Below are 26,358 nucleotides of genomic sequence, written 5' to 3' on the forward strand. Positions count from 1 at the left end.
CACCCACCTTCCCCTATATTATACTTGATTATCCGTTGGGATGGAAATGCCCAAATCAGATGAATCCGAGGGGACAGTAATAGGAAGCCAAATGATAAAGATACTACCCTCACCCTGTGTTGTCTTGACCTCAATAGAGCCTTGGTGCTCATCAATAATCCATTTGGCAATTGATAAGCCCAGCCCGGTTCCAGCCGTTTTGCCGCGTGACAGATCAGCTCGGTAGAACCTCTCAAAAATCAAAGGCACTTCCTCTTTATCCATACCTAATCCGCTGTCTTCAATCCGAATCCCGATTTGATTGTCCGTACGTAAGGAATCGAGCTTAACAAAACCAACTTCCGTGTATTTGAAGGCATTTTCAATAAAAATAAACAGCAGCTGCTGCAAGTAATCGCGGCTTCCATAAACCTGAACACCATGCAACGCACTTAAATCTCCTGATGACCATTCCACCGTCCTCGGAAGCAGCTGAGCCTTGCGGACAACATCCTCGACAATCGGTAAAATATCCTGTTCGATTTTGGCGATTTGAAAGCCTGCATCTGCACGGGCGAGCGACAGCAAGTCGTTAACAAGCCGAGACATTCGCGCCGCTTCACTTGCAATATCATGCATAGCTTCCAAAGACATCTCGATCTGTTCCGAATCCTGCTGCATGCCGCTATCTGCCATTCGCTTCCACATTTTTTCCAGCAAATCAACATTGCCGCGAATCGTTGTTAATGGAGTTCGCAGCTCATGCGAAGCATCGGATACAAATCGGCGTTGGGTCTGGTTCACTTCCTCCAACTCCCAATACGTATGCTGCAACCGACCCAGCATGCCATTAATTGTAGCCGTTAAGCGTCCAATCTCATCGTTGGGACCATAATAATTGATTCGATTGTGCAGATCCGTACCTTTTTCAATCGAATTGGTTGCAGCTATAACCTGCTCAATCGGTCTCAGCGCTTTACGGGCCAGATACCATCCCAGTGAAGCAGCCAGCATCACCGTTACGAGTGCCGTTATGAGCAGTATATTCCGCAGCAAGGTAAATAGCTTCTCATCCGCCTGCAAAAACACCGCAGCTTGAAACACACCTGCCAGCTGAGGCTGACCATTCAACACTAGCGGAACCGCTCTGTTGTAGATGAACACATTCAGATTTTCGATTCGTGTATGCTCAATAAAATAGCCTTCATTCACTAACCGCTGTTTCTTGGCGCTAGTCAATTCAGGCAAGGACAAATTAAGCTGGCTCAAATTTTCAGACCGGCTTATATTCCCATTTTCAAAGTTGGCCACCTGGTAATATTTTCCTGTATTATTAATGATGTCTCGCCCCTGCAATACAAAATCAGGGGTAATTCCACCGCGCAGGGTCATTGTCATCCGGGGCTCTATGCGAGAGAATACCTTCTCGGCCTGCTCCTGAAGATCTTCTTCTACCGTTTGAAAATAGTAATGGTAAACCAAGCCGTACAAGCCTAAACCAAATATAAGTAACACAACAGACAAAATGCCTGAGTACCATAATGTCAGTCGCAGACGAATGGACACGTCAGCTCTCTCCTCTCAACACGTACCCGGCTCCACGAACGGTTTGAATCATCCGTTTGTGACCGTACTCCTCCGTTTTTTGACGTAAGAGTGCAATATACACTTCCAGCACGTTGGATTCACCACTATAATCGTAACCCCAGATTTTTTCCATAATGACATCACGAGATAAAACCCGCTTCGGGTTTTGTAAAAACAGGTGCAGCAGGTCAAACTCCTTGGTGGTCAGCTCGATTAGCTGGCTTCCCCGAAACACCTCGCGTGTGTCCATATCCATAAACACATCCTGGTATTGCAGCCTGTTCGTTGGCTGTTCGGATTTCTCCGCGCTTCTTCTTCGCAGTAAAACTCTTACCCGCGCCAACAGCTCCTCTAATGCAAACGGCTTGACCAAATAATCATCAGCACCCATATCCAAACCTTTTACACGATCGCCGATCTCGTCCTTCGCTGTTAACATCAGAACGGGCACAGAGGCTCCGCCCTCACGAATACGGCGGACGACTTCCCATCCATCCAATTGGGGCATCATCACATCCAAAATAACCGTATCCGGGTCGTTCTCCAATATTTGTTTGAGCCCGTCCATCCCATGATGAGCGGTAAACACTGTATAACCTTCAAATGCCAGTGAACGCTTCAGCATCGAAGTGATTTTTTCATCATCATCAATAATTAGTATTTTTTCTCTCATACGATAACAGTCCCCCCATGCTTAACATTGTAGCAGAAATGTACTCGTTACAAAAAGAAGCGGAGCAACCCGCAAGTATGCTCCGCTCTGCTTCTTGTACCACTAACTACCGCAAACCTTATTGCGATATTACCTAATTGCCAACCTTACTCCGCGTTACGGTCGCCAATGGTCACAGTGATCGTTTCTTTCTTGCCGTCACGCATTACCGTTAATGTAGCCTGATCCTTTACTTTAAGCTTCTTGATCGCGTCAACCAGCTCCTGTGATGTTTTAACTTTGGCTCCATTAACCTCGGTAATGACATCATAAGGTCTTAGACCTGCTACAAACCCAGGGCTCTTGCGTTCCACTTCGGATACGATGGCACCTTCATTGTTGGAAAGCTTCAGCTCTGTCAGCCAATCTTTATCGATATCCGACAGCTTCACACCGATATAAGGTGCTGGCTCTTTCGGAATTTTTACATTATTTTTCAGATTATCGAGTACAGAAGAGATTGTACTTGTCGGAATCGCAAAACCAATACCTTGGGCTTGCGCACTAACAGCCGTATTAATCCCGATCACTTCACCATTTAAATTCAACAAAGGTCCGCCCGAGTTACCCGGATTGATCGAAGCATCCGTTTGCAGCAAATGCTGGTAGTTGCGAGTTCCTTGTGAATCCGGAATCGAAATCGGACGTTCTTTGGCACTCAGCACACCCACCGTTACGGTATGATCGAAGCCATATGGATTACCAATGGCAACTACCCAGTCACCTACAGCGGTATTTTCTGCTTTGCCTAGTGTCAGCGATGAGAAATCTTTGGTGCCTTCGATTTTTAGAGCTGCCAAATCCAGATCGTAGCTGTTACCCAACAGCGTCGCCTTAAATGGCTTCTCGTAGCCTTCAACCGTTACCCAAATTTCATCGGCACCGTCGATAACGTGCTCATTGGTCAAAATGTAGCCTGATTTTTCAAAAATAAATCCGGTTCCCATCCCCGCAGGCTGCAGCTGGTCTGTACCACTTTTCGGTTGTGATTGTGAACCCCCGCCATTATTGCCAAAGAATTGACGGAAGAACGGATCATCCATCAGCGAACTGCCACCACGGGAGCTCTTGGCCTTTACCTTCGTCTCTATTTTAACTACGGCCGGTCCCGATTGCTCAGCAATTTGAGCGATGTTGGTAGGTCTGCCCAGATCGATGGCTGCTTCCTTAACACCCCCATTACCAGTTGTCGGAGCCGCGGCAGCTTTGCTTGCCACTGGAGCGGAAGCACTACTCGATGCGCTTGGACCACTGGTAAACCAATTCATTTTATCGGAAGCGAACATTAATCCGCCCACCAATACGGCACCTGCCATAAAAGCGGAAAAGACGGCTTTCACAGAAGAACCTTTCTTTCTGTTATCATGCTGCCAATTGTTACTCGGATGCTCCTGACTTGGTTCGAAGCCATTGTAGGAAAAAGGGCGAACCGGACGCGGTGGTGTCACTTCAACTGGCGTCGTTCCTTCGTTCGAATTGGCAGTGGTATCAGATGCAGCTATTTCGTCATGTCCCATAGTTGATTTATAAGGCCCGTAAGAATAGTAGTGGGACGGACGGTCTTGCTTTATTTGGTTAGAACCTGCTTGGTCCGCTTCAACTCCATCATTGGATGAAGCATTCGTGGACTCGCCACTGGGGCGACGCAAAAATTCATTGTTGTTGTTGTTATCTTCCATTGTAAAACCCTCCTTGGTAAGGTTCTAAGATTGTTATATGTTTGTTTCTCTTGCTCTTATATTGGACCCGAAACCTTAAAGAAACCTTAAGGAAAAATAAAAAGAGCCTAAATGAAATCGCAAAAAAACCTCCTGATCCGTGATTTCGGATAGGAGGCACAGCCAATCTTCTTTACACATGATTACATGCACTCTAAAAGTCTACTTTCAGGTTCTCAGGAGCTTCACCAGTCTAATTATTCTAATGTACTTTCCAGACCTGCTCCACCTTACCCAGCATATCCTTGGCTGCCGCTACCCACTTGTCCTCAACAGGAGCATCCTTATCGATTGGCTCCTGAAACTGATCAATTAATGCTCCGGATACATTCAGATGCGCTTCCTTATCCAAACCATCATTATAGATATGCTTCAATACGAAAGGCGTACCCATGCAAATGATCGCATCTGTAGCACCTGTGTCACCATCCAAAGTACCGTGGGTGACTTCAAAAGGGATACGAAGCCATACTTGATGTGCGTCATCCAAATAACGGTCAAAATAACCATGATCATAATCCCAGTTTCCACCAAGCGTGAACTCAAATTGGTGTAATTGTCGGCTCACTTCATCAAACGGTTCCTCATAATTCGTCAGAACGGATTGTATCGGTATCATCTGCTCACTCCTATTAATAGTCGTAATTATAGTCCAGACGCATTTTACGTTAGAGTACGCAATAATCCGACAAAATATGTACGCTCTATAGCCTTCTTACATAACATCGAATAATCACTTTTATATGTCATTTTATCTTACGTAATCCGTTGACATAACTATCATTAGAAACGTATAATTATGGGCGATGAACGGTTAGAATGTACGTACTAAGGAGATGAAACGATATGGATTTATCCACATTGGCCAGTGGATTGGACACCATTTGGGTTGTTCTTACGGCCGCGATGATTTTGCTGATGGAAGGCGGTTTTGCCTTGCTGGAAGCAGGTTTTGTCAGACAAAAAAATGCAGTCAGCATCATTATGAAGGTATTTGTCGACATCGCTTTTGGCGCTCTTGTATTTTTCTTTATTGGCTTCGCTTTCATGCACGGCAAGGATATATCCGGATTTATCGGAACCAGCGGTTTTATGCTCGGCGGCGATCTTTCTCACATTGATCTCACAATCTCACATGATACGTTTTGGTTATTCCAATGCGCGTTCGTTATTGCAGTTATCTCTATTGTATCTGGAGCTGTAGCGGAACGTATCAACTTCCACGCCTATATCCTATATACGATTGCAATGACGGGACTGATTTATCCAATTGCCGGACATTGGGTATGGAGTACAGGCGGGTGGCTTGGAAAGCTCGGAATGATCGATTTTGCCGGTTCAGCCGTCATACATGCGCTCGGAGGCTTCGCCGCTTTAGCTGCAGCGTTGTTCATAGGGCCACGCATTGGCAAATTTGCCGATAACGGAACCCCCAATATTGTTCCCCCCTCCAACTTACCGTTAGCCTCCGTTGGCGCATTCATTCTTTGGTTCGGTTGGTTCGGCTTCAACTCAGGGAGCACACTAAGCGCGACAAACGCAACGATAGGCCACATCGCCGTGACAACCATGTTATCAGCTGCTGCCGGTGGTGCAACCTGCATTCTGTTCACTATGTTTCGTTATCGCAAAGCTGATCCACCCATGGTCATTAACGGTTCGTTAGCAGGCCTAGTCGGAATCACGGCTGGCTGCGCGTTCGTCAGCGACATCATTGCGATTCTGATTGGCGCTGTATGCGGCATTGCCATGGTATTCGCAACTGAATTTCTGGAGTCCAAGCGAATCGATGATCCTGTCGGCGCTTTTGCCGTCCACGGAGTCAGTGGCAGCATTGGAACTCTGGCAATCGGCCTTTTTGCCAAACCTGAGCTTACAGCAGGATACGGACAAGGCTACAGCGGTTTATTCTACGGAGGCGGATGGAGTCTGCTCGGCGTCCAAACTCTCGGCCTTATTACAGTCTCCATATGGGGCTTCGGCCTCACCTGGATTGCTTTCAAACTGATCAAAAAGATTGTTCCGGTGCGCGTCAGCCGCGATGAAGAGCTAGTAGGTTTGGATGTCGGTATTCATGGCGTTCCCGCCTACAGTCAGGATGACGACTTCATCGAGCTAACCAAGCTGAAAAACAGCCGCGGATAACAGAGTCTATCATCATGAAAAGGGGATTTCCCAAGTGACTTTGGAAAATCCCCTTACCTATAACAAACGATATGAATGCAAGCATAATTAAGCTATTGCAATTCCTTGTCCAGATCATAACTGATCGCAATCAAATCACCCGGATTACTGCTTGTCATAATCGCTTTTGCATGTTCCAGCTCTACACGCAGCTGTCGGATCTGAGCCATCGGTCTTTTTACGTAATGGATATACTCTACCGCCGCATGATGATCAGGCTTTTTCCCCGTAAACATCCGGCGTAAAGATGACATAGACTGATAGCTCCTTTCTTCCATCAGCCTTTTTTTCTCATATCGATCAATGATTTGTTCGATCTCGGCAATTTGAGTTTCCTTGCGAGCGATATATGACTCTAAAAAGGGGTATACTTCGGCTGCTTTTCGTTGAATCACTGGAATCGAACTCCCTGTTAATATAGCATTAATCATGGAACATCACCTATCTTTCCATGTGAACTTTCATTACAATATTGTTATTTTACACTAAATTTTCAGCTTTGAAAACCTCTTTTTTTGAAATCCAACCTTGGAAAATAGCCTTATTATCTAGAAACATCAAAAAAGCCGGCAAGCTTTCCCTGCCGACTCCCTGCTATTCCTCTATTCCTGTAAGCTTTACTTACTACTGTTCATATTTGGCTTCGTATTAGTGGTTCCGTTCTGAGAACCCGCAGCTGTACTATTGCTGTTTTTGGTTAGAATTTCTTGGGAAAACTCGGTATCATTTTGTTGCTTCTTATTTTTGTTTTTTGCCATGGATGATCACCTCCCGTACAAACATAGTATGGGTAGCGAGGTAATTTTTTATGTTATTATTTTTTGGTAACTTATAGCAACAATTCGTCCTCTAATTGATTCCACATCACTGTTGTTATTTTGCCCTCACCCTTTTTCACGACAAATACATGCAGCGTTTTTTTACCCCATTCTTTATAGACCTGATCCTTTGTTTCAAAATAAAGATCGATCCGGTTTCCTTTGATCGCACTCCCGGTATCCGCAACAACTCCATATCCGTAACCAGGTATGTAGAGCACAGAACCTATTGGGAATACAGTCGGATCGGCCGCGATGGTTGAGAGTGAATTTTTGTTGCGCTGCACCTTTAGGCCTGAGAACGTCACCCCGTATTCGGGATGTCCCGGATTTTTCCCGGTTGATTCCTTCCCTGCAAAATAGCCTGTAGCAACAACCTCTGTCGCTGTGTATTTGGACAAATCCTGATTCAAGTTAGGCAATTTGCTATAGTTATTCGTACGTGAGTATTTAACCTCAGATGTTTGAAGCTCGGCCGATTCCGGCTTCGCCTTCACAGGCCCCGAATCTTTTACCTCCACAGCTGCGACACTGACAGGCTCCGAATACGATTGTTGCATGACAGCAGACTCCATAACACTCCAACTCGAAACTGTCATTTGTTCTTCCTTCTCAAAAATCATGATTAGTAGCATCATTATAGTCGCTACGCAGATCCATTTTGCATGATTTACCGCTTTAGGTAACATACTTGGATATACCACCCCTTACTACAGGAGGTTCTCCAAAATGGAAAAAAAATATACCACTCCGCCAAATCGACTCAAAACTTCCACAAAATAAGTATTTATACTTATTGACAAAAAATTATTTTTATGTTATAATTTAATATTTTATTATTGACTACTCTCTCTCAGTTCACTATTATGATACATAAAGTTCATTGTCTTCGCGACACAACTTGGAGGTGAACGAATGGGAAATGAATCGGTGTGGAACGTTAGCGTTCGATCCGTGGAACGGGAAGAAATCTGTTTGGCCACAAATACCGATTGGCAGGTACAGGCACAAGGCTTCCGACTGCATTTCAACACGGATCTGCCAAATTTGCGTACTCAAGATCAGATTATGATAACCGTAGGTGAATGGGATAAGCCCACCTGGGCAGCTTTTATCGGAACGGCAGTAGCGTGCGGTCCTGATTCCATCCTGCTGTATACGAGCCCCCATTATGAGTCCCATCTATGGAACGCACATCGGATCGAACGCATATTCTCACCGCTCATGTCTATCAAAGGAGCTCAGAATGTTGTCGACAGGTTTGGCTTATTCCCCCCGTTTCATTACGATGAAATTACGAAGGTATGTATGGCAGCCGAGGAGCGGAGTAACCTACCGAAGAATTTGTCCGTAACAATCAGGCATACATCCACAGGTGGGCTGGAACAGCATTTAGATCTTTATTTCGAAGACATCCAGCAGGAGAACATATCCCCGGCCGAGGAATGCAATATTTGTTTGCAGCTGAGCTTCGCATACGAGGGCGAACATATTCGCGTCCAACTGGATGCCGTATCCGGGTTTGCAGCATCGTTTCTGTGCCACAAAATTGTTGTCCAATTACAAGACACATAGTTCTTCATTATCCAATATGATTGGAGGGTTACTATGAAAATAGCAGCAGGAATCGCGATGCTCGAAATTTCAGCAGTAGTAATGGGGAAGCTCGACACCATATATCCGACACTTTTATGGGACCATCAATCAGCCATATTGGTAGATACAGGTTATCCGGGACAGCTGCCCAAATTTCGTGAAGCCTTGGAACAAGAGGATGTGTCCTGGGATCGGCTCAAACATATTATTATTACGCATCAGGACATAGATCATATCGGCAGCTTGGCCCATATATTAGCAGACAGCCCTCAGACCATTACAGTCTCAGCCAACAAGCTGGAACAGCCGTACATCCAAGGCGAAAAACAATTATTAAAGATTACACCGGAAGCTATCGAGCTTGCTGTCGCATCCTTGCCAGCGGAGATACCCTTGGAATGGCGCAAAGCATTCAGATCAGCTCTTGAAAATCCACCAAAAGCTCAGGTCGATAATATTATTCAAAATGAACAGGAGCTGCCATACTGTGGAGGTATTATCGTTATCGATACTCCCGGCCATACCCCAGGACATGTTAGCCTGTATCACAAAGCGAGCAAGACCTTAATTGCAGCCGATGCGCTGGTCGTTATTGACGGACAATTGCAGGGTCCGACTCCTGAGCATGCTCTGGATATCCGGCTAGCCATACAGTCGCTGCAGAAGCTGGAATCATTTGATATAGAAAATGTTATTTGCTACCACGGAGGGCTGTACCAAGGAAGAGATATCAATCAGCGAATAAAGCAATTGGCAAACGCTTAAAGCATATACAAGCACCAACAGAAATACAAAACGGACCAGCTCCCTGAAGGATTGGTCCGTTTAGCTTTATTAATCAATCACCTTGTTGCGAATAGCTTCCTCGATCATCGCTACTACACTATCCAAGTTCTGAACACCCAGATCACCTTCGCCGCGTTTACGGACAGACACACTGGAGTTGTTCATTTCATTTTCACCTACAACGAGCATATAAGGGATTTTCTCCAGCTGTGCCTCACGGATTTTATAACCCAGCTTTTCATTACGCAAATCGGATTCCACGCGAACACCAGCCAGTTGAAGCTTCTCTTCGACTTTCTTGGCATAATCCTCAAAAGCCGTTGAAACAGGAATAACCTTAGCCTGAACCGGAGAAAGCCAAGTCGGCAGTGCACCGGCAAAGTTCTCAAGCAGGAACGCTGTCATCCGCTCCATAGTGGAAATTACGCCACGGTGGATAACGACTGGCCGATGCTTTTGACCATCCTCACCCACATATTCGAGCTGGAAGCGCTCAGGCAGCAGGAAGTCGAGCTGAACGGTACCGAGAGTCTCCTCTTTTTTCAATGCAGTCTTGATCTGCACATCCACCTTCGGACCGTAGAAAGCTGCTTCGCCTTCTGCTTCAAAGTAAGGAATATTCAACTCCTCAACAACCTCTTTCAGCATACGCTGAGACATTTCCCACATGGCATCATCGTTAAAATATTTTTCGGTATCCTTAGGATCACGATAGGACAAGCGGAAACGGTATTCCTTAATACCAAAATCCTCATAAACCTGACGGATCAAAGTAATAACCCGGCTGAACTCTTCCTTGATCTGGTCAGGACGACAGAAAATGTGAGCATCATTCAAATTCATTGCACGCACACGGTGCAAGCCTGTCAGAGCTCCTGACATTTCATAACGATGCATCATCCCAAGCTCGGCCACACGAACCGGCAGATCACGGTAGCTGCGCATATCGCTCTTGTAGATCATCATATGATGCGGACAGTTCATCGGACGAAGCACCAGCTCTTCATTGTCCATAATCATTTTGGGGAACATGTCTTCCTGGTAATGCTCCCAGTGTCCAGAGGTTTTGTACAGCTCCACATTGGCTAGTACAGGCGTGTAGACGTGCTGGTAGCCAAGACGCTCTTCCAGATCGACGATATAGCGTTCCATCGTGCGACGCAGCTTGGCTCCATGCGGCAGCCACAATGGCAAGCCTTGTCCAACCTCACGGGAGAAGGTAAACATTTTCAGCTCTTTACCCAGCTTACGGTGGTCGCGTTTCTTGGCTTCCTCCAGCAGATGCAAATGCTCATCCAGATCGGATTTTTTCAGAAAGGCTGTTCCGTAAATACGTTGCAGCATTTTATTTTTTGCGTCACCACGCCAGTAAGCACCAGCAACGCTAAGCAGCTTGAACGCTTTAATACGTCCAGTTGAAGGCAAATGCGGGCCGCGGCACAAGTCAAAAAACTCGCCTTGATCATAAATAGTCAGCACAGAGTCCTCCGGCAAATCACGGATCAATTCCAGCTTTAAAGGGTCTTCCATTTCAGTAAATATACGAATGGCTTCCTCACGACTGACTTCGCGACGACGAATCGGGAAGTTCTCCTGAGCTACCTTTTCCATTTCCTTTTCGATCTTAGTCAGATCCTCTGGTGTAAGCGGCGTTTCCAAATCAATATCATAGTAAAAACCATCCTCAATGACAGGACCGATACCGAGTTTTACTGCCTTTTCTCCATAAATACGTTTGATCGCCTGCGCCATCAGATGCGCTGTACTATGCCGATATACCTCTAGACCGCTCTCGCTGTCCAATACGATAATTTCCAGTGCAGCATCCTGCCTGATAGGTGTGTTCAAGTCAACCGATTTGCCATCAATTTTACCAATCACTGCATTTTTCTTCAAACCCGAGCTGATCGAGCCGGCTACCTCTTCAATCGTAGTCCCTTGCTCATACTCCCTAACCGCTCCGTCAGGAAATGTAACCTTTACCGCCATTGATTTGACCTCCTTAGAGTTTTCGTAGAAAACTTACTTCGTAAGCATCTACCTGGTTTTCGTAGAAAACTTACTTCGTAAGCATCTGCCTTTTTAGACAACAAAAAAAGCGCATCATATCCCGTAAGGGACGAGAGCGCTTGGTCTCGTGGTTCCACCCTAGTTCAATTCGTTCATAGACATAAATCCAATTGAACGAATCCTCAAAAGCATTCAATAACGGGAATGAGCCGGCCATATTTACTTACGGATCGTCCATAATCGATTCAATCCGTGTTCCATATCGCAACTACAAAGGGGTAAATGAATGTCGTTAACCGAAGGAGCTTGCAGCCAATGTCTCCTATCTCTGTACAGCACGCCATACATCGTTGTCTTTGATTCTAGTCTTAGCTCTTATTATAATCCGATACCGCGAAACGGTCAAGATTATGACATAATCCGCAATATTCACACAGTTCAACACGATTTTCAAAAATCTGCGAAATCGTTTGAATAATTTGCAGATCCGGTTCTCTCGTATGGATGTAGATCAATTGCGGTGATACGGAAATGAGCGTGCTTACAATCAAATCTTCAAAATTAACATCCTTCTCCAGCAGCTCCATCGTCAAGGTAGCATTCGTTTCACTGGTATCTATGGCTTCCATATGGTCGTTAAGCAGTTCAAATTCATTGCCGCCTTTATGTATCAGGTGTGCAAATGGAATTTTTGCTTCCTGGATGTATACAAAATATTGCAGCAGTGAAATAAACTCCTTGTACTGTCGATCCATCAAATACTCATCTACGGCATATTCCACAATTTCACGTAATTCCTGCATATAGTCATTGAAGCGGAAACGCATAAATCCATCCAGATTCAAATCGCTGCAATCCTTCAGCAAGGAAAATAGCTGCTGGCTAACCTTAAGCTTACGGCGTGTCCGCATTTCCTGCTGCTCTGGATTATCCTCACTGAGCTCTGGCTTCAGATAGCTCAAAATATCCCTGATATCCTCTTCTTTTCCGTAATGGAATTCATCGATAATAAGCTGTCGAATCCGTTTCTCTTCCTCATCCTGAATGACCCAATCCGCCGCGGTCTCCGCAGCTAATTGGTACAACGCATCTATTTGCTGCTTTGTGGAAAAACGATTCCTGTTCCCAGCTGCTTCAATGACCGAATACTCACGATGGCTCGAAAGCTTAACCCAAGCATCCTCCTTGTATGTTTTTTTCAAAGCCGCCGCTAACCGATTTTGTATCTGATTTATGGATAAATCGGGGGTTTTCATAAGAGTAAAGGCGAATAGCTTCATCTCATCCACTCCTTTCTTTCACACTTCTCATGTTAAAGTATATGGTCCCTCGCAGGCATATATACAAACAACAATTTCCCATGGTATAGTTAAGAAATTAGAAAAGTGTAATTAATGGAGTGATTGGAAAACATGGGTTTTGATTTATTCCAATTAATTGATCTACCACGATGGAATCGAAAATTATTAACCGGATTTTGGCTAATTATCGCTTTAGCTATCTTCTCTACATGTGTATATGATATTATTGCCTGGTTTTCCACTTCCCTCGTTATCGTCCCCATTATTACTCTGAATACTTTATGGCTGTGCCTTGGCTTGCTAGTCATTGAAGCCGTTCACAAATGGGCAAAGAGAGGTAAAGACTACATCGTTATTATCGGGGCTGCCTTTATTTCCAGCGGACTGATCTACTCATTTCCCCACGTCAATACCTTATTGACTACCTTGTTTCTCCCCATTCTCGTATCCATCTTTTACTTCCAAACCAGCAAAGTGGTGTTTTCTTATTTGCTCAGTTTGTCATGCTTTTATGTGCTATATGGAGTATTGGATAAACAAACCACATGGATCATATCAGATATAATCGCGGTTACAGGAGTATTATTAGGGGGCCTAGTAGTAGCACTTGGGATTATGAGCCGCGGCAAGGAACTGCTGAAGCATCTTCAATCATCGTTGGAATCGGGCCAAGACCTGCTAGTTCGCAACGTGATTATGGACAAGCTGGCCAAAACCGATGCACTGACCGATCTGTATAATCATATGTCGTTTCATGAATATCTGGACAAACTGATCGAACAGGGAGAACGGTATAACTTTTCCTTTCAGCTCGCTTTGTTGGATATTGATCACTTTAAAAAAGTAAATGATACCTTTGGACACCGGGCAGGAGATGCCGTGTTAAAAAAGGTAGCACTGACCATAAAAACGATGGTTTCCCTGAACGATTTCCCTGCGCGCTATGGTGGAGAGGAATTCGCGATTATTTTTACCGATATGGATCTGCAGGAGGCTACTCTAAACTTAGAGAACATTCGCAAACAAATTGCCGCGCAGCCTCATGAGGAGCTGAATGGACAAGCAGTAACGATTAGTATCGGTGTTTATGATTTTCAAAAGGGAATTACGAAAGAAATGCTGTTCAAAGGCACGGACGAAGCACTGTATGAAGCCAAAAGAAGCGGTCGCAATCAAACGATTATTTGTACAGGTAACAAAAAGGCAACGGTCCAGTAATCGCTGGAGATCGTTGCCTTCTTTGTTGTTGACCACAGGCCTTCTTATATCATCTATAATACTGAACAACCTCATTAGTAACAGCAACCAGCCATGCGACACATGAATAAAAACCAAATAAAAATAACGCGACTTGCATAGTCTCGTAGCAACGATAACATATGTAGAATGAGATAAGTGCAAAAATGAAATACAGAACAATCATTTTTATCTCGTCTCCTTGACTTAACCCTGTAATAGCCACCATGAATCCGGTATATATGATATATGTATGCTATTTTTTACAAGATTCTACATAATAAGTGATATCCCTGCAATTTGACGTAAATTTAAATAACTTTAGTTAACAAAATCCAGTTTAACAAGTGTTACATAGGATTCACTTGTTCAGTTTTCAAATCCAAGTTTCAACATCATGCTATGAATGAAGTTTGATTTTGCATCTGCATATGCCAATTTGTCTGTCTCATAAATAATGGCCAGCTTCTCCTTGAGTTCTTGGTAAGCCTTGCGGTCGCTGGCATTTTGATTTAAATAATCTCTAAATGCAACTTGCCTTTTTAGATGTTCGCTGCCTGTTTGGAACATATGTATCTGGTGAGTTCTTGGCTCACCTTTGCTGAAATAATGCCTTTCAGGAAGGACATTTGTTCCCTTATATGAGTAGCCAACTTTCTCCAAGTCAGGAACGTATTTTACTCCATCTTCGAACCTCATAACCTCGATAGCAATATCTATGATCGGCTTTGCACTTAAACCCTTGACAGCCGTGCTTCCAATATGATGAACTGCTAAAGGACACTCACCCAATACGGATTGTATGCTCTGTTTCTCTAACAGAAATTCCTTTTCCCATTGTACTGTCCATGGGACTAGAAAAACCTTGCCTTTAGGTAAGCCCAGCATATTTTCAACTCCTAGACTCTTTGTTTTTCCTTATTATTCCTATTGTATCATCTGGATTGTCGCCACGTACACTTCTGGCCACACGACAAATAACGCTTATCCATACTAATCCTCCTTCGGATTTAATATTAGATAAGCGTTGTAGTTAGAAGTTTCTACCCTATTGCGTCCGTTCTTCCCTTATCAAGGGTCTAGTTCTGCATTACAAAATCAAAATCGATCTTTTCGTTGACATCATCGAACATACGCAGAATCTCATATTTCGTATTGCGCTGTGCAGGGATTTTGCCTGCCTGACGAATAAGGTCAAGTGTCGATCCGATATTAACCTTGTGTGTGGTGCCTGCCGCGGATACAACATTTTCTTCAATCATCGTGCTTCCGAAGTCGTTGCATCCATAATGGAGCGATTGCTTGCCGACCTCTGGCCCCATCGTCACCCAGGACGATTGGAAATTCGGGATATTATCGAGCATGATTCGGCTGATCGCGAGATTTTTCAGGTAAGCCTCGGGACCCAGCTTCTCACCCTTCATGTTGGTGTTGTCTGGCTGGAATGTCCAGGAGATAAAGGCCAGGAAGCCTGGTGTATTCCAACCATTGGAGATACAGAGATCTTGTCCGTCACGAACGCGCAGCAAGTGCGTAGCACGCTCCTCAGACGTTTCACCGAAGCCAATAACCATAGTAGCCGTGGAATGCATCCCAATGCGGTGTGCAGTTTCCATTACGTCCATCCAATCACGCCAGGAGCCCTTCAGCCGACTGATTTTTCTACGGGTACGATCATCGAGGATTTCAGCTCCGCCGCCTGGCAGGGAGTCCAGACCAGCCGCATGCAGCTCACGAATGACCTCTTCAAGCGTTAGACCGTCCGAGACATCCTTCATTTTCATAATTTCCGCTGGTGAGAAGGAGTGCATCGTAATATCAAAACGTTTCTTGATCTCACGAAGCAGATTTGTATAGTAAGTGAAAGGCAGATTCGGATTTGTTCCGCCCTGCATCAATATTTCCGTACCTCTGACATCCAGCGTTTCCTGGATCTTTTGGAAAATCGTTTCATCCGGCAGCACGTAGCCTTCCTTGGAGCCAGGCGCACGGTAGAAAGCACAGAAACGGCAGTATACATCACAGATGTTCGTATAATTAATATTTCGACCAATAACAAAAGTAGTGATTGGATCTGGATGGTGCTTTAACATGATCTGATTGGCGGCATGGCCCATCTTTTCGATCTGATCGGATTCATATAAGCTTACACAGTCTTCCAGACTGATTCTGTTTCCCGCGACAGCACGATCAAGGATGTGGTCTATGGAACTCATTCTCTGCTCACTCCTTTTGAGGTTTATCATATAACTATCGTATCACAATAAAAAAGCCCCGTCATTAAAAAAGAGCCTGTGAACGAGCAAGCAGTGCTTACCATTCACAAACTTTTCATAGTCATGGTTATGCGATTACGCTGCAAATTTGACGGTTTTGCTGGATTTTTTCCGTAATAGAACGACATTGCAGCATACGTTCCTGATAAGCAACGATCGGTTCAGGTCTTGCAAAATAAAACCCTTGTCCCATATGCACATGCATTTCATATAGAATATCCGCTTCTCCTTGACTTTCTATACCTTCGGCAATGACCTGACAATTAATATTCTCGGCAAATAACAACAGCGCACGCAGCAAATACTGCTTCACCACGAGTTGATCTATATTTTGTATAACGGATTTATCGATCTTGATGATATCGGGTATAAGCTCGGATATCGATTGCAAGCTGGAGTAACCAGCTCCTGCATCATCTACAGCGAATCGGAAGCCATGCGAACGGTAATTAGCCATCAAAGCGCCCATGTAAGCAAAATCGCGAATTGAATGCCGCTCCGTAATCTCCAATATAATCTGCGAAGCCGATATATTATCGTAAGCCGACAAAACCGTTAGAAGTTGATTTAAAAATAAAGGATGACACAATGTCACAGGGGTTACATTAATGAATACTTGTTCACGGATGCCACGTTTGCTTATTTCCTCGAATGCTTTTTTCATTACAATAAATTCCATTTTGGACAATAAGTCAGCTTGGTAGGCAAAATCAAAAAGCTCTGTAGGCGTATGAAAAACCGAATTCGATGGGCCGCGCGTCAATATTTCCCATCCAAAAATTTCACCGCTGTTCAAACTCATTATCGGCTGAGCCAGCACGGTAATTTTTTCCATATCAATAATATCAAGCAGCTCTTGTTTGGACTTGGAAAAGTGTGAAGGCAGCTTTTTTGTCGCAATCGCTAATGCATAATGGTAAGAGCTGCGAATCGCGGCTTCCGTATTTTCAATATCCATTCCTATGATATGGCATCCCGTTTGAAAGGAGTAGATCGTATCCTCATGGGGCCGCATCGGAATACGCAGGCTCTGCTCCAGCTCCTGCCGCATCAACAATGCTTTGCGCTGCAAATCGTCAAAGCTAAAGCCAGGATATTCCTTAATAAACATGCAAAAATCATCGCTTGCGAACTGTTTAATGCCTAAAAGGTTTGAGCTTTTGAAGTAACGGGGTAGTATTTCGAGCAGCTTTTCACGTACAAGCTTCTGCAGATTTTGAATATAGGGGTATGGATGAGTGGCAAATAAATGGTGAAACTCCTCCATATAAAATAAAATCATACCGATGGGCTGCCCTTTTCGACGGTACTGCTTAATCATCGATACAATGGGATCACGGATAGTAAAGTCTGGGGGGAAATATTTCAAAGACTCGTTGGATAAAGGAAGAAGGTACAGGTATTTCAATCTTTCTTTCCACTTCTGTAAGGCAGACTGCATTGTTCTCCCCCTTTGACTAAGGTTGAAATCATTTCAATTATCTAGTTTTGATCATATCATGAATAAACATAGAGTAAATACAAAAAAGCAAAAAAATGAAAGCACTTCTTTACAAATATTAAAAAAATAGCCAATGAATGTCAACTACCATTCCATCGGCTACATGAATTGTCATTATTCGACAAAGAATAACAACTTCTTATTATTGGCTGCTGCTTAACTTCTCTGTTATCAAGCCCCTTCGATTTCTGCTTGGGCCAAATCAATCGCTCTGGATAAATCCGCAATCAGATCCTCAACATGCTCTATACCTACAGAATAACGCAGTAAACGATCGTCCAACCCGATTCTTTCACGGATTTCTACCGGAATATCAGCATGCGTCTGTACAGCAGGGTAGGTCATCAACGACTCCACGCCACCGAGGCTTTCGGCAAAAGCAATCAGCTTAATATGGCGAAGAATCGGTTCGACGTATCTGGCATCCTTGAGCTTAAAGGAGAAAATTCCAGCGTTACCTGAGGACTGCTTCTTTTGTATTTCATATCCCGGATGGCTGGTGAGTGCCGGATAATATACAGAGTCCACACAAGGATGCGTTAATAGAAACTCAGCAATCCGTGTCGCATTATATTGATGGCGCTCCATACGAAGAGCCAATGTTTTCATACCTCTCATCAGTAGCCAGCTGTCCTGGGGACCTAATACAGCTCCAATTGAATTATGTAAGAACGCCATTTGCTCGGATAATTGTTGGCCTTTGGTTACGATCAGACCCGCCAGCACATCGTTATGTCCACCCAGGTACTTGGTCGCACTGTGAATAATAATATCCGCCCCAAGCTCGATCGGACGCTGAAAGAACGGGGTTAACAGCGTATTATCCACGATTGTCAGCACATTTTTCTTCTTCGCCCAGCTACACACGAGCTCCAGATCCGTAATCATCATTAAAGGATTGGTTGGTGTTTCAATTACGATTGCCTTCGTATTCGCGGTCAAGTGCGACTCCAATGCATCCAGATCATTGGTATCTACATAAGAGGCAGTTACGCCAAACCGTGACATAATTTTTTCCAGCAACCGATACGTGCCACCGTACAGATCCAGGGATACGATCAGATGATCACCTTGACTGAATAGAGCAAATATCGTTTGCAGGGCCGCCATACCGGAGCTGCAGGCAAAACCCGCGTCTCCGGATTCTAGCTCGGCAATCGCATCCTCAAGTACTTTGCGTGTCGGGTTTTTGGTCCGGGAGTAATCGAACCCCGTGCTTTGTCCAAGCTTCGGATGGCGAAACGCCGTAGCTTGATATACCGGGAAGCTGACAGCTCCCGTTACCGGCTCCTCCTGTGAACCGATTTGTGCCAATCTGCTTTCTATTTTCAATAGCTTATCCTGATCTTGCTCGTTGCTCATATGCTATACTCCCCTTTATACAAATCGTATGGTGTCTCTTGATATACATAATAGTTCAACCAGTTGGAAAATAATAAATTGGCATGTGCCCTCCATGAAACGAGCGGTTCCTTGGTCGGATCATCGTTGGGATAATAGTTTTTAGGAACAGCTACTTCCATGCCTTTATTAATATCACGGTCATATTCATACTTCAGCGTACACGCATCATATTCGGAATGTCCCGTGACGAAGATATGCTTGCCGTCCTGCGTAGCCGCGATGTACACGCCTGCCTCCGGTGATTCGGACAAAATCTCCAAGCCTGCAATCTTCTCGATATCCTCTCTGCGAACCTCTGTATGACGGGATTGCGGTACCCAGAACAGCTCATCGAAGCCGCGCAGCAGCTTCACATTTTGCTTGCTCGTTACGTGTGGGAATACCCCGAACATTTTGCTGTCCAATGGATATTTGGGAACTCCAAAATGATGGTACAAGCCTGCCTGAGCGGCCCAACAAATATGCAAGGTCGAAGTCACATTTTCCGTGCTCCAATCCATAATTTGCTTCAGCTCTTCCCAATAGTTCACATCTTCAAAATCCAACTGCTCGACAGGCGCTCCGGTAATGATCAAGCCGTCAAATCTTTCTTTGCGCACATCATTAAAGGTTTTGTAAAATTGCTCCAGATGCTCGGCTGACGTATTCTTCGAGGTGTGCGAACCCGGGTGCAGCAGTACAAATTCCAATTGAACCGGTGTGTTGCCGATTAGCCGTAAAATTTGGGTCTCGGTTGTTTCCTTCGTAGGCATCAAGTTCAAAATAGCGATACGCAGAGGACGAATATCCTGATGAAAGGCTTCGGTCTCGCTCATCACAAATATATTTTCGTTCAATAAAATTTCTTTGGCTGGCAAGTGATCAGGGATTTTGATAGGCATGGTAATTCACTCCTTCTTGAGTAAGTAATCGTTTTTTACGCAAAAGGACGCTAAAAAGACCTTTTCGCGCGAACGAGAAAGGCCTTGTTATCAATAACAATGTCCTCTCTCATCTCTCAGAAGCTATGTTCGCTTCCGCAAGAATTAGCACCGTGCATTCCACTGTCATACGCTTACGCGATATGCCAACGGTTTGTCGGTTGCCGGGTGTCATCGGGCTAGTCCCTCCACCTGCTCTTGATAAGAAAAGTAATTTTATATTTTTCTTTATATTATTTACTACAACCTCATTAAAGTCAAGAGCGCCGTATAAATTTCATATTCGGATTCCCCCTGCCGCACAAAAGGAGCACCTCCGCTGGCATTCTGCATACTTTATCAAGGGCTCAAAAAAACATATTAATTTCATCGTTTCCACCTTGCTGTGCAAGGCATGTAGGTTTATACTAGACAAGTATTCGACACCAATAGCAAAGGGGTGCAACCAACGAATGGACGGAGACCCGACGAGTAGTATCTACGTTCACAACCAACCGAATAGATCGTTAGGAATGCAGTTGGCTTACGCCGCTGATTCTCATGCGCCCAGCAATACTTTGCCAACACAAGCGTATTTGACGTGGACCTAAATCCACTCTATATAAAACCTTGTCTGCCCGGTATAAAGCTGTCCGCATGAAGTTAGCGTCGTTTCTTCCGCCTGTATTTCCTCTCAAGTAAATCATGTGAAGAGGTGAATCAGAATGAAAACACGCTTGGTGCAGGACGGCATTTTCACTTTGGTGGAGGATATTACGACAGCCATGGAAGCGCCGGAACATGGGTTCTACTGGATCGACGCAGATGTCGAGGATTTGGAAATTTTACAACCGCTGTATCACCTTCATGAGCTGGCCGTCGAGGACTGCTTGACGGAAGAGGAGCAGCGTCCCAAAATTGAGCTGTACGACTCCAATTATTTTATCGTGGTCAACAGCATTCGTTTTGATGATGAAGAAATTTTCCTGAGGGCTTTGAATATTTTTCTTGGCAAGCATTATATTATAACGGTAACCCGTCAAAAGATTAATGAGCTGCGTGCCCTGAAGCCGGTACTATGGGAAGAAGAAGTTGCCTCTGCGGACACTTTTTTGTATCACTTAATAGATCTTGTTGTCGATAATTATACCAGTGTAGGCGATCGTATCGAAGCGAAGATCGAGAAGCTTGAAGAAGATATATTGATGCATACGAAAAAATCCCATTTGAATGAGATTATTGGTCTGCGAAGCGAAATTCTATGGTTGAAAAAGATGCTGGGCCCACAGCGTGATGTGATTTCGACCTTGAATAAAAAAGAACTAAAGCTGATCAGCGATCCGCTCAAAAAATATTTTGGCGATATTTACGAAAATGCCGTCAAAATTTCTGAAACGTTCGACACCTTTCGCGATCTGATGGGCAACTTAAGAGAGGCTTATCAGTCAAGTCTATCCAATCGAGCCAATGAAATTATGCGTATATTTACAGCGCTGACTACCATATTTATGCCACTGACGTTTATTACCGGTATTTATGGAATGAATTTTGAGTACGTCCCAGGTCTTCACTGGGAATATGGCGGGATTGCAGCCGTTATTTTCATGTTTATCATAGGTATGTCCATGTTCGTTTTATTTCGCAAAAAAGAATGGCTGTGAGCCCACTTCTGCTTCTCAAATAGACTCCTGTGACTGGAACCTTCATTCCAGTGCACAGGAGTTTCTCATACATATAAGTAACCGCTTTGGACGATTTGGATTACCAACTCGCTTCATATCCTGTTTTTAAGGGTAATAGGTGGGTATACTACTAACTGAGGTGAGCTCCTATGTTCAATAAAATTATCGTGGCATATGACGGTTCGGAAACGTCAAAAATTGCATTAGACAAAGCAATCGAGATGAAACGATTATTTGTGGATTCAGAATTGGAGGTTGTTCACGTATTCCAAGTCTCCAATCTGGTGCTGAATGATGCCGTCATTACCGGTCCTCCCGTTGTCCAAACAGAATTGTATCAGGCAGCAAATGAACTCGTAGATGAAGCAAAGCTGCGGATCTCGAATCTGGACAAGACCTCCGCTACTTTATTGGATGGAGGGGCACCGGCAAGAGTCATTCTGGATTACGCGGAAGCTAATCATGCTGACCTGATTATTGTTGGCAGCCGAGGGTTTGGCACTTTTAAAGAAATCCTGCTCGGAAGTGTCAGCTCGGAAATTCTCCATCATGCGAAAATACCGGTGCTGGTTGTTAAGTAGGCGGGCTCCGATATCGAATAGGTACAAGCTTAAGAAACCAGAGGCCCTCTCCATGGAGAAGACCTCTTTTTGTATTTCAGTAAAGTTGTACTTAATCACACTGCCGGCCTTAACCAGCCTCAATCGATTCCTCTGCATGTACGCGGCGAAATTTCATCCGAAGCACTCTCAGCCACTCATACATCCGGTCTAATTCCTTGCCTTGCAGCGCCTCCGGTACATATACAGCTTGCAGAATAGGCTTCAAATAACGATCGCCATTTTGTTCAAAAGCGGACCATGCCAGCGACTGCTCTTCAGCAGGCACATCATGAAGAATAGCCTCGATATAAGGCTCCATATCATAACCCTCCTTGTCCAGCTCCTCAATCCATAGCAGCAAATCGCGTCGCTCCAGTTGGGTTTGCTCTTTTAATGCATCCAGGCCGTCGCCTCTGGTAATCGCTTCCAATAGCTTGCCGCGGATCTCCTGCTTATTCTCCTGCAGCTTGCGCTTACGTCCCTTCTCCTGCTCCAGCCAACCGTTAAATTCGGCAGAATTTACTTGCTCTTCAACCCAATCCAATGGGAATGGAGTTGACCGCTCTTGATCCTGGATGATACTGAGCAGTTCGGCTCCATAAGCATTTGATTTATTAACACCCATGCCCGGCAACTGCTTAAGCTCTTCCATTGTGCGCGGCAAATAGACACTGACCATTCGCAGCAGTCTGTTCGTTGCAACCAGAAATGGCGCCTTACTTTCTCTGCTGGCTTGCTTAAGACGCCACTGCCGCAGCTTTTCATACAGCTCCTCATTGGCATGAATTTCGCTATAATAGGCCAGCAATTGAATTCGTGCTGTCTTGCGGTCAAGCGCTGTAATTTCCGGCAGCATCGCTACTTCCAGCAACGGCTGAAAACCGTCACACTGCTTGGTGAAAATATTGTGACGAAAGGCTGCCAGCATATCTTCCCAGCTGTGCCCTTCAAACCATGATTCCTGTACCTGACGACCATCCGGTTTTGTTTCCTGCCAGCCTACGTACCAGCTCCCCTGACTCTCACCTATCGATACCTGCGCACTTACACTACGATCCTCCGAAACCCGCTTCTCCAAGCTGTTTAAAAATAATAAGTTCATTCGACAGCCCTCCTATACAAGTTATTTCAAACGCAAAAAAAGCACCCTCCTACATGAGATGTAAGAGAGGTGCTTCCCCTGACGAATTGAAATTATTACCATACTATCATAAATTGTCCTGCTGTACAACCGTGATGTCACCACAATTATTCATCAGACAGTCTTTTGACGTCTAGTCTAACTTATGCTCAGGCAGTGACTCAAATTCAGGAACATCAACCATGTACAGATTGCCATAGCCTGACATATCGCTCGTGAAGAGCACATGCCGGCCATCAGGGCTTAATCTCGGATGCACATGCAGACTCTGTGTATGAAAGCTGCCACGATGCTTGCAAAGAATACGAGGTCCCTGAAAGCCGGAGCCATCATGTTTCCATAGCTGGAGTGTATCCTGAAGCTGCTGCCCATGATAAGCATTTGTTTGTTGTCCATCGCCAACCACGAGGTTCAAGTCATTCGAATGGACGTGCATATTTTGAAATGGAAAGCTGTATTCCTCAACATGACTATTATCATAGTGGACCGAACCGATAATTTTGCCGTTATGATCCGTCAGCGATCCGGTATAGCCATGATATCCGATATGGATACCGTCTTTCATCCAATACTCATGACCCACATATTCATTAGCCTTTGTGTCCCTTACCTTCCAATGACGACCGGAATTCATATCGAACACCCAGATGCGATGATCAATCATATCCCATGGACCTTCATGGCAAAAGGTAAGCAGGTTCGGCTGCGTGGGGGAGGTATTGATATGACCCAACCACAGCTGATCCTCATACAGCACCTGAACCACGCCACTTACAGTCGAAACCTCCATAATCATACAATGCGGCTTCGCACTGAAGTACGCTTCGAACCCTGCATAACCGTTGGACATATCCATATGGATACGGCCTGACAAATCCTCGTTGAGACCAAAACACAGCTTATTGCCATCGGAGGTACAGCTCATACTGCCAAACGTATATCCATCCGGAACCGTGTACAGCGTACGCTCCTCCAGCGTTTGCAAATCAATGGCTACAATCGTCCCGTTATAATAATAATAAGCCTCAGAACGAGTCGGATTGAGAAACGTCCCCTGAATCCGTGAAGCCAAACCACGCTGCAGATCGGTCAATTGGGTCATTTCGCCAGTGTGCAGATCCAAACTGAACAGATTTGTGACATTCCCGCGGTCCGAACCAAAGAGCAGCTTGCCTTCCCCGTAAAAACCGTTATTCGTAAAATAAATATGAAAGCTGTGAGAGCGATAATCTGTTAATTGGGTCACGGTTACCCCCGTTAACTGATCCTGAAAGCTGCGCCTTTCCGAAGGCCATATTGTTCCTTTAGCTCCACTGGTAAGAATCAATCGGATCTCCCCCTTTATTTTTTAATTGCGGCATAGGCTTCATTCATTTCCTTCGTGTAATCGTCACCGCCGCTTTTTTTCCACAGCTCCATATCCGCTTTAAAGCCAGCTTCATCGACCTTGCCGACAATATACTTGATACGCGCGTCCTCTACAATCTGGTCCAGCTGAGCTCCCTTCTGGGTGAAGGTGGCCGAAGTCAGCGGTTCTCCAGGGTTGGACACAATAATGTTCTCATTTTCTTTCATCACGTTGTTTGCCTTAATGCGAAGCGGTGTAGCGGGTGGGAACAAATCAGGGATAATATAAGGAATTTGCAAGGATATTTGATTCAAGTTTTTGTTATTAATATCGGGAGCCATATTGTCATTAATCGTTAAGAGTGGAGCCAGCTTGCCGTTGTCCATTTTGTAATGCGTGCCTTCAATACCGTAACCGAGCAGAGCCTGCATTTCCTTATCGTTCGACTTGTCAAAGAACTGCAAAACTTTTTTCAGCTCTGCCTCTGTCTTGACAGCAGATTTGGATATGAGGAATACACCTGCATAACCGGTCGTCGGTTGATTGTGAAGCCCTGTTGGACCGCTCACAGCGCCAATGATATCTATCGCTCCCTTGGGATCAACCGTCTTCAGCTTCTCGTCGATTTGATAGGATCGGTCTGCTACATCAACAGCAACTCCGGCTTTTCCGTTCACTATCGGATCATTCCACTTGGCAGAATCATATACGGCAAAGTCCTGATTGATCAGCTTTTCGTCATACAATTTTTTGTAAAATTTAAGTGCATCCATATACTCGGTAGTCAGATGGGCAGGAACCAGCTTACCGTCCTTCACACCCCACTTATTAGGCGCCCCAAACCATGTCTGCATAATATCCCATGGACCGGAATATTTGGTCACTACCATGCCGTAGGTATCATCCTTGCCATTTTTGTCCGGGTCCTTGGTAGTAAAAGCCTTCAGCATATTGTAAAAGTCATCAATCGTCTTGGGTTCGGCCATTCCCAGATTATCCAGCCAGTCCTTGCGGTAGGATATACCCATGCGTCCAATGGGACGGGTCGTATACAGACCATAATACTTGCCATTTACCGAGGTGTTGTTCAAAATCGTCGGATTGGCCTTGCTCAAATTCGGATAGTCCTTCAGATACGGGCCCACCTCCCAGAAAGCGCCGCCTTTAATCGCATTGGCAACCGATGGAAGCTTCACATTCACCACAAAGATAGCGGCAGGCATGGAACCGGATGCCAACGTAATGTTCATCTTGTCCAGGTAGGAAGCATCAGGAACAAACTGCAGATCCAGCTTGGTGTTCGTATAATCCTCTACCTGCTTCCACACTTTGCTTTCCGCAGAAGCGTTATCATTGGAATAGCTTTTCAGCATGATGCTGAGCTTGAAAGGCGGCTCTGCCGTCTTGGGGGCGTCACCCGGCTTGGCAGTTGATGCCGTTGGGGTAGCCGGAGCACTGGCCGGAGGTGCGGCGGGAGAGCTGCTGCAGCCTGCGATAACACTTACGGTTACAGCCATACTGGTCAAAGCAAACAATGAACGTTGTGGTTGTTGAACCCATTTCATACGATATTTCCTC

General features: G+C 44.9%; 23 protein-coding genes and 1 riboswitch. Of the genes, 6 read left to right on the forward strand and 17 right to left on the reverse strand.

Annotated elements, in window-relative coordinates:
- Positions 1-18 precede the first annotated feature (18 nt).
- The 4 genes from NST47_RS30945 to NST47_RS30960 form a co-directional block, all read right to left on the reverse strand.
- Positions 19-1,545 (reverse strand): sensor histidine kinase, encoded by a 1,527-nt coding sequence (locus tag NST47_RS30945; RefSeq protein WP_341158572.1) that lies wholly within the window; start codon positions 1,543-1,545, stop codon positions 19-21.
- A 1-nt stretch (position 1,546) separates the two neighbouring features.
- A complete protein-coding gene (locus NST47_RS30950; protein ID WP_076234602.1) occupies positions 1,547-2,239 on the reverse strand; it encodes a response regulator transcription factor in 693 nt (230 codons plus the stop codon).
- Positions 2,240-2,385: 146 nt separating this feature from the next.
- The gene (locus tag NST47_RS30955; RefSeq protein WP_341158573.1) at positions 2,386-3,957 is read right to left on the reverse strand and encodes a S1C family serine protease; all 1,572 of its coding nucleotides are present in this window, start codon (positions 3,955-3,957) and stop codon (positions 2,386-2,388) included.
- A gap of 241 nt (positions 3,958-4,198) precedes the next feature.
- Positions 4,199-4,615 (reverse strand): YugN family protein, encoded by a 417-nt coding sequence (locus NST47_RS30960; RefSeq protein WP_341158574.1) that lies wholly within the window; start codon positions 4,613-4,615, stop codon positions 4,199-4,201.
- 227 nt (positions 4,616-4,842) lie between these two features.
- Here NST47_RS30960 and NST47_RS30965 point away from each other — a divergent pair, with 227 nt between their 5' ends.
- Positions 4,843-6,141 carry an ammonium transporter gene (locus tag NST47_RS30965; protein ID WP_341158575.1) on the forward strand — a complete coding sequence of 433 codons (1,299 nt, stop codon included), beginning with the start codon at positions 4,843-4,845 and terminating at the stop codon, positions 6,139-6,141.
- A gap of 92 nt (positions 6,142-6,233) precedes the next feature.
- On the opposite strand, the gene NST47_RS30970 is transcribed toward NST47_RS30965, so the two are convergent.
- The 3 genes from NST47_RS30970 to NST47_RS30980 all read right to left on the reverse strand — a co-directional run bounded on the left by NST47_RS30970 (position 6,234) and on the right by NST47_RS30980 (position 7,597).
- Positions 6,234-6,575: a hypothetical protein gene (locus tag NST47_RS30970; RefSeq protein ID WP_341158576.1), complete on the reverse strand. Its 342-nt coding sequence runs from the start codon at positions 6,573-6,575 to the stop codon at positions 6,234-6,236.
- Between the two features lie 222 nt (positions 6,576-6,797).
- Complete coding sequence (locus tag NST47_RS30975; RefSeq protein ID WP_341158577.1) at positions 6,798-6,938, reverse strand: hypothetical protein; 141 nt, start codon at positions 6,936-6,938, stop codon at positions 6,798-6,800.
- A gap of 71 nt (positions 6,939-7,009) precedes the next feature.
- Positions 7,010-7,597, reverse strand: a complete 588-nt coding sequence (locus NST47_RS30980) for a 3D domain-containing protein (protein ID WP_445667418.1) — start codon at positions 7,595-7,597, stop codon at positions 7,010-7,012.
- A 316-nt stretch (positions 7,598-7,913) separates the two neighbouring features.
- On the opposite strand from NST47_RS30980, the gene NST47_RS30985 reads away from it, so the two are divergent.
- Positions 7,914-8,573, forward strand: a complete 660-nt coding sequence (locus tag NST47_RS30985) for a hypothetical protein (RefSeq protein WP_341158579.1) — start codon at positions 7,914-7,916, stop codon at positions 8,571-8,573.
- Between the two features lie 33 nt (positions 8,574-8,606).
- Entirely contained in the window at positions 8,607-9,359 is a 753-nt protein-coding gene (locus NST47_RS30990; RefSeq protein WP_341158580.1) for an MBL fold metallo-hydrolase, read from the forward strand.
- A gap of 69 nt (positions 9,360-9,428) precedes the next feature.
- On the opposite strand, the gene thrS is transcribed toward NST47_RS30990, so the two are convergent.
- Positions 9,429-11,369, reverse strand: coding sequence for a threonine--tRNA ligase (gene thrS / locus NST47_RS30995; protein WP_341158581.1), 1,941 nt, complete (start codon positions 11,367-11,369; stop codon positions 9,429-9,431).
- Between the two features lie 389 nt (positions 11,370-11,758).
- Positions 11,759-12,646 carry a putative sporulation protein YtxC gene (ytxC, locus tag NST47_RS31000; protein ID WP_341158582.1) on the reverse strand — a complete coding sequence of 296 codons (888 nt, stop codon included), beginning with the start codon at positions 12,644-12,646 and terminating at the stop codon, positions 11,759-11,761.
- Between the two features lie 156 nt (positions 12,647-12,802).
- Here ytxC and NST47_RS31005 point away from each other — a divergent pair, with 156 nt between their 5' ends.
- Complete coding sequence (locus tag NST47_RS31005) at positions 12,803-13,909, forward strand: GGDEF domain-containing protein (protein ID WP_341158583.1); 1,107 nt, start codon at positions 12,803-12,805, stop codon at positions 13,907-13,909.
- Between the two features lie 387 nt (positions 13,910-14,296).
- On the opposite strand, the gene NST47_RS31010 is transcribed toward NST47_RS31005, so the two are convergent.
- From NST47_RS31010 to metA, 5 genes are all read right to left on the reverse strand, one after another.
- The gene (locus NST47_RS31010) at positions 14,297-14,815 is read right to left on the reverse strand and encodes a GrpB family protein (RefSeq protein WP_341158584.1); all 519 of its coding nucleotides are present in this window, start codon (positions 14,813-14,815) and stop codon (positions 14,297-14,299) included.
- 191 nt (positions 14,816-15,006) lie between these two features.
- The gene (mqnC, locus tag NST47_RS31015; protein ID WP_076236341.1) at positions 15,007-16,143 is read right to left on the reverse strand and encodes a cyclic dehypoxanthinyl futalosine synthase; all 1,137 of its coding nucleotides are present in this window, start codon (positions 16,141-16,143) and stop codon (positions 15,007-15,009) included.
- Positions 16,144-16,270: 127 nt separating this feature from the next.
- Positions 16,271-17,644, reverse strand: coding sequence for an EAL domain-containing protein (locus NST47_RS31020; protein WP_341158585.1), 1,374 nt, complete (start codon positions 17,642-17,644; stop codon positions 16,271-16,273).
- Between the two features lie 231 nt (positions 17,645-17,875).
- Positions 17,876-19,066 carry an aminotransferase class I/II-fold pyridoxal phosphate-dependent enzyme gene (locus NST47_RS31025; protein WP_341158586.1) on the reverse strand — a complete coding sequence of 397 codons (1,191 nt, stop codon included), beginning with the start codon at positions 19,064-19,066 and terminating at the stop codon, positions 17,876-17,878.
- Positions 19,063-19,989 (reverse strand): homoserine O-acetyltransferase MetA, encoded by a 927-nt coding sequence (metA, locus tag NST47_RS31030; RefSeq protein WP_341158587.1) that lies wholly within the window; start codon positions 19,987-19,989, stop codon positions 19,063-19,065. Before metA ends, NST47_RS31025 begins: the two co-directional genes overlap by 4 nt.
- 106 nt (positions 19,990-20,095) lie before the next feature.
- Positions 20,096-20,236: riboswitch (SAM riboswitch) on the reverse strand.
- A 496-nt stretch (positions 20,237-20,732) separates the two neighbouring features.
- Here metA and corA point away from each other — a divergent pair.
- Both corA and NST47_RS31040 read left to right on the forward strand, forming a co-directional pair.
- On the forward strand, positions 20,733-21,668 hold the full coding sequence (gene corA / locus NST47_RS31035) for a magnesium/cobalt transporter CorA (protein WP_341158588.1): 936 nt from the start codon (positions 20,733-20,735) through the stop codon (positions 21,666-21,668).
- Between the two features lie 170 nt (positions 21,669-21,838).
- On the forward strand, positions 21,839-22,270 hold the full coding sequence (locus NST47_RS31040) for a universal stress protein (protein WP_341158589.1): 432 nt from the start codon (positions 21,839-21,841) through the stop codon (positions 22,268-22,270).
- A gap of 109 nt (positions 22,271-22,379) precedes the next feature.
- On the opposite strand, the gene NST47_RS31045 is transcribed toward NST47_RS31040, so the two are convergent.
- The 3 genes from NST47_RS31045 to NST47_RS31055 all read right to left on the reverse strand — a co-directional run bounded on the left by NST47_RS31045 (position 22,380) and on the right by NST47_RS31055 (position 26,345).
- Positions 22,380-23,393 carry an HRDC domain-containing protein gene (locus NST47_RS31045; protein WP_341158590.1) on the reverse strand — a complete coding sequence of 338 codons (1,014 nt, stop codon included), beginning with the start codon at positions 23,391-23,393 and terminating at the stop codon, positions 22,380-22,382.
- A gap of 172 nt (positions 23,394-23,565) precedes the next feature.
- Entirely contained in the window at positions 23,566-24,759 is a 1,194-nt protein-coding gene (locus NST47_RS31050; protein ID WP_341158591.1) for an oligogalacturonate lyase family protein, read from the reverse strand.
- 14 nt (positions 24,760-24,773) lie between these two features.
- The gene (locus NST47_RS31055; protein ID WP_341158592.1) at positions 24,774-26,345 is read right to left on the reverse strand and encodes an extracellular solute-binding protein; all 1,572 of its coding nucleotides are present in this window, start codon (positions 26,343-26,345) and stop codon (positions 24,774-24,776) included.
- Between the last annotated feature and the right edge of the window lie 13 nt (positions 26,346-26,358).

This window comes from Paenibacillus sp. FSL H8-0034 (genome assembly GCF_038000305.1).
Taxonomy (GTDB): Bacteria; Bacillota; Bacilli; order Paenibacillales; family NBRC-103111; genus Paenibacillus_S.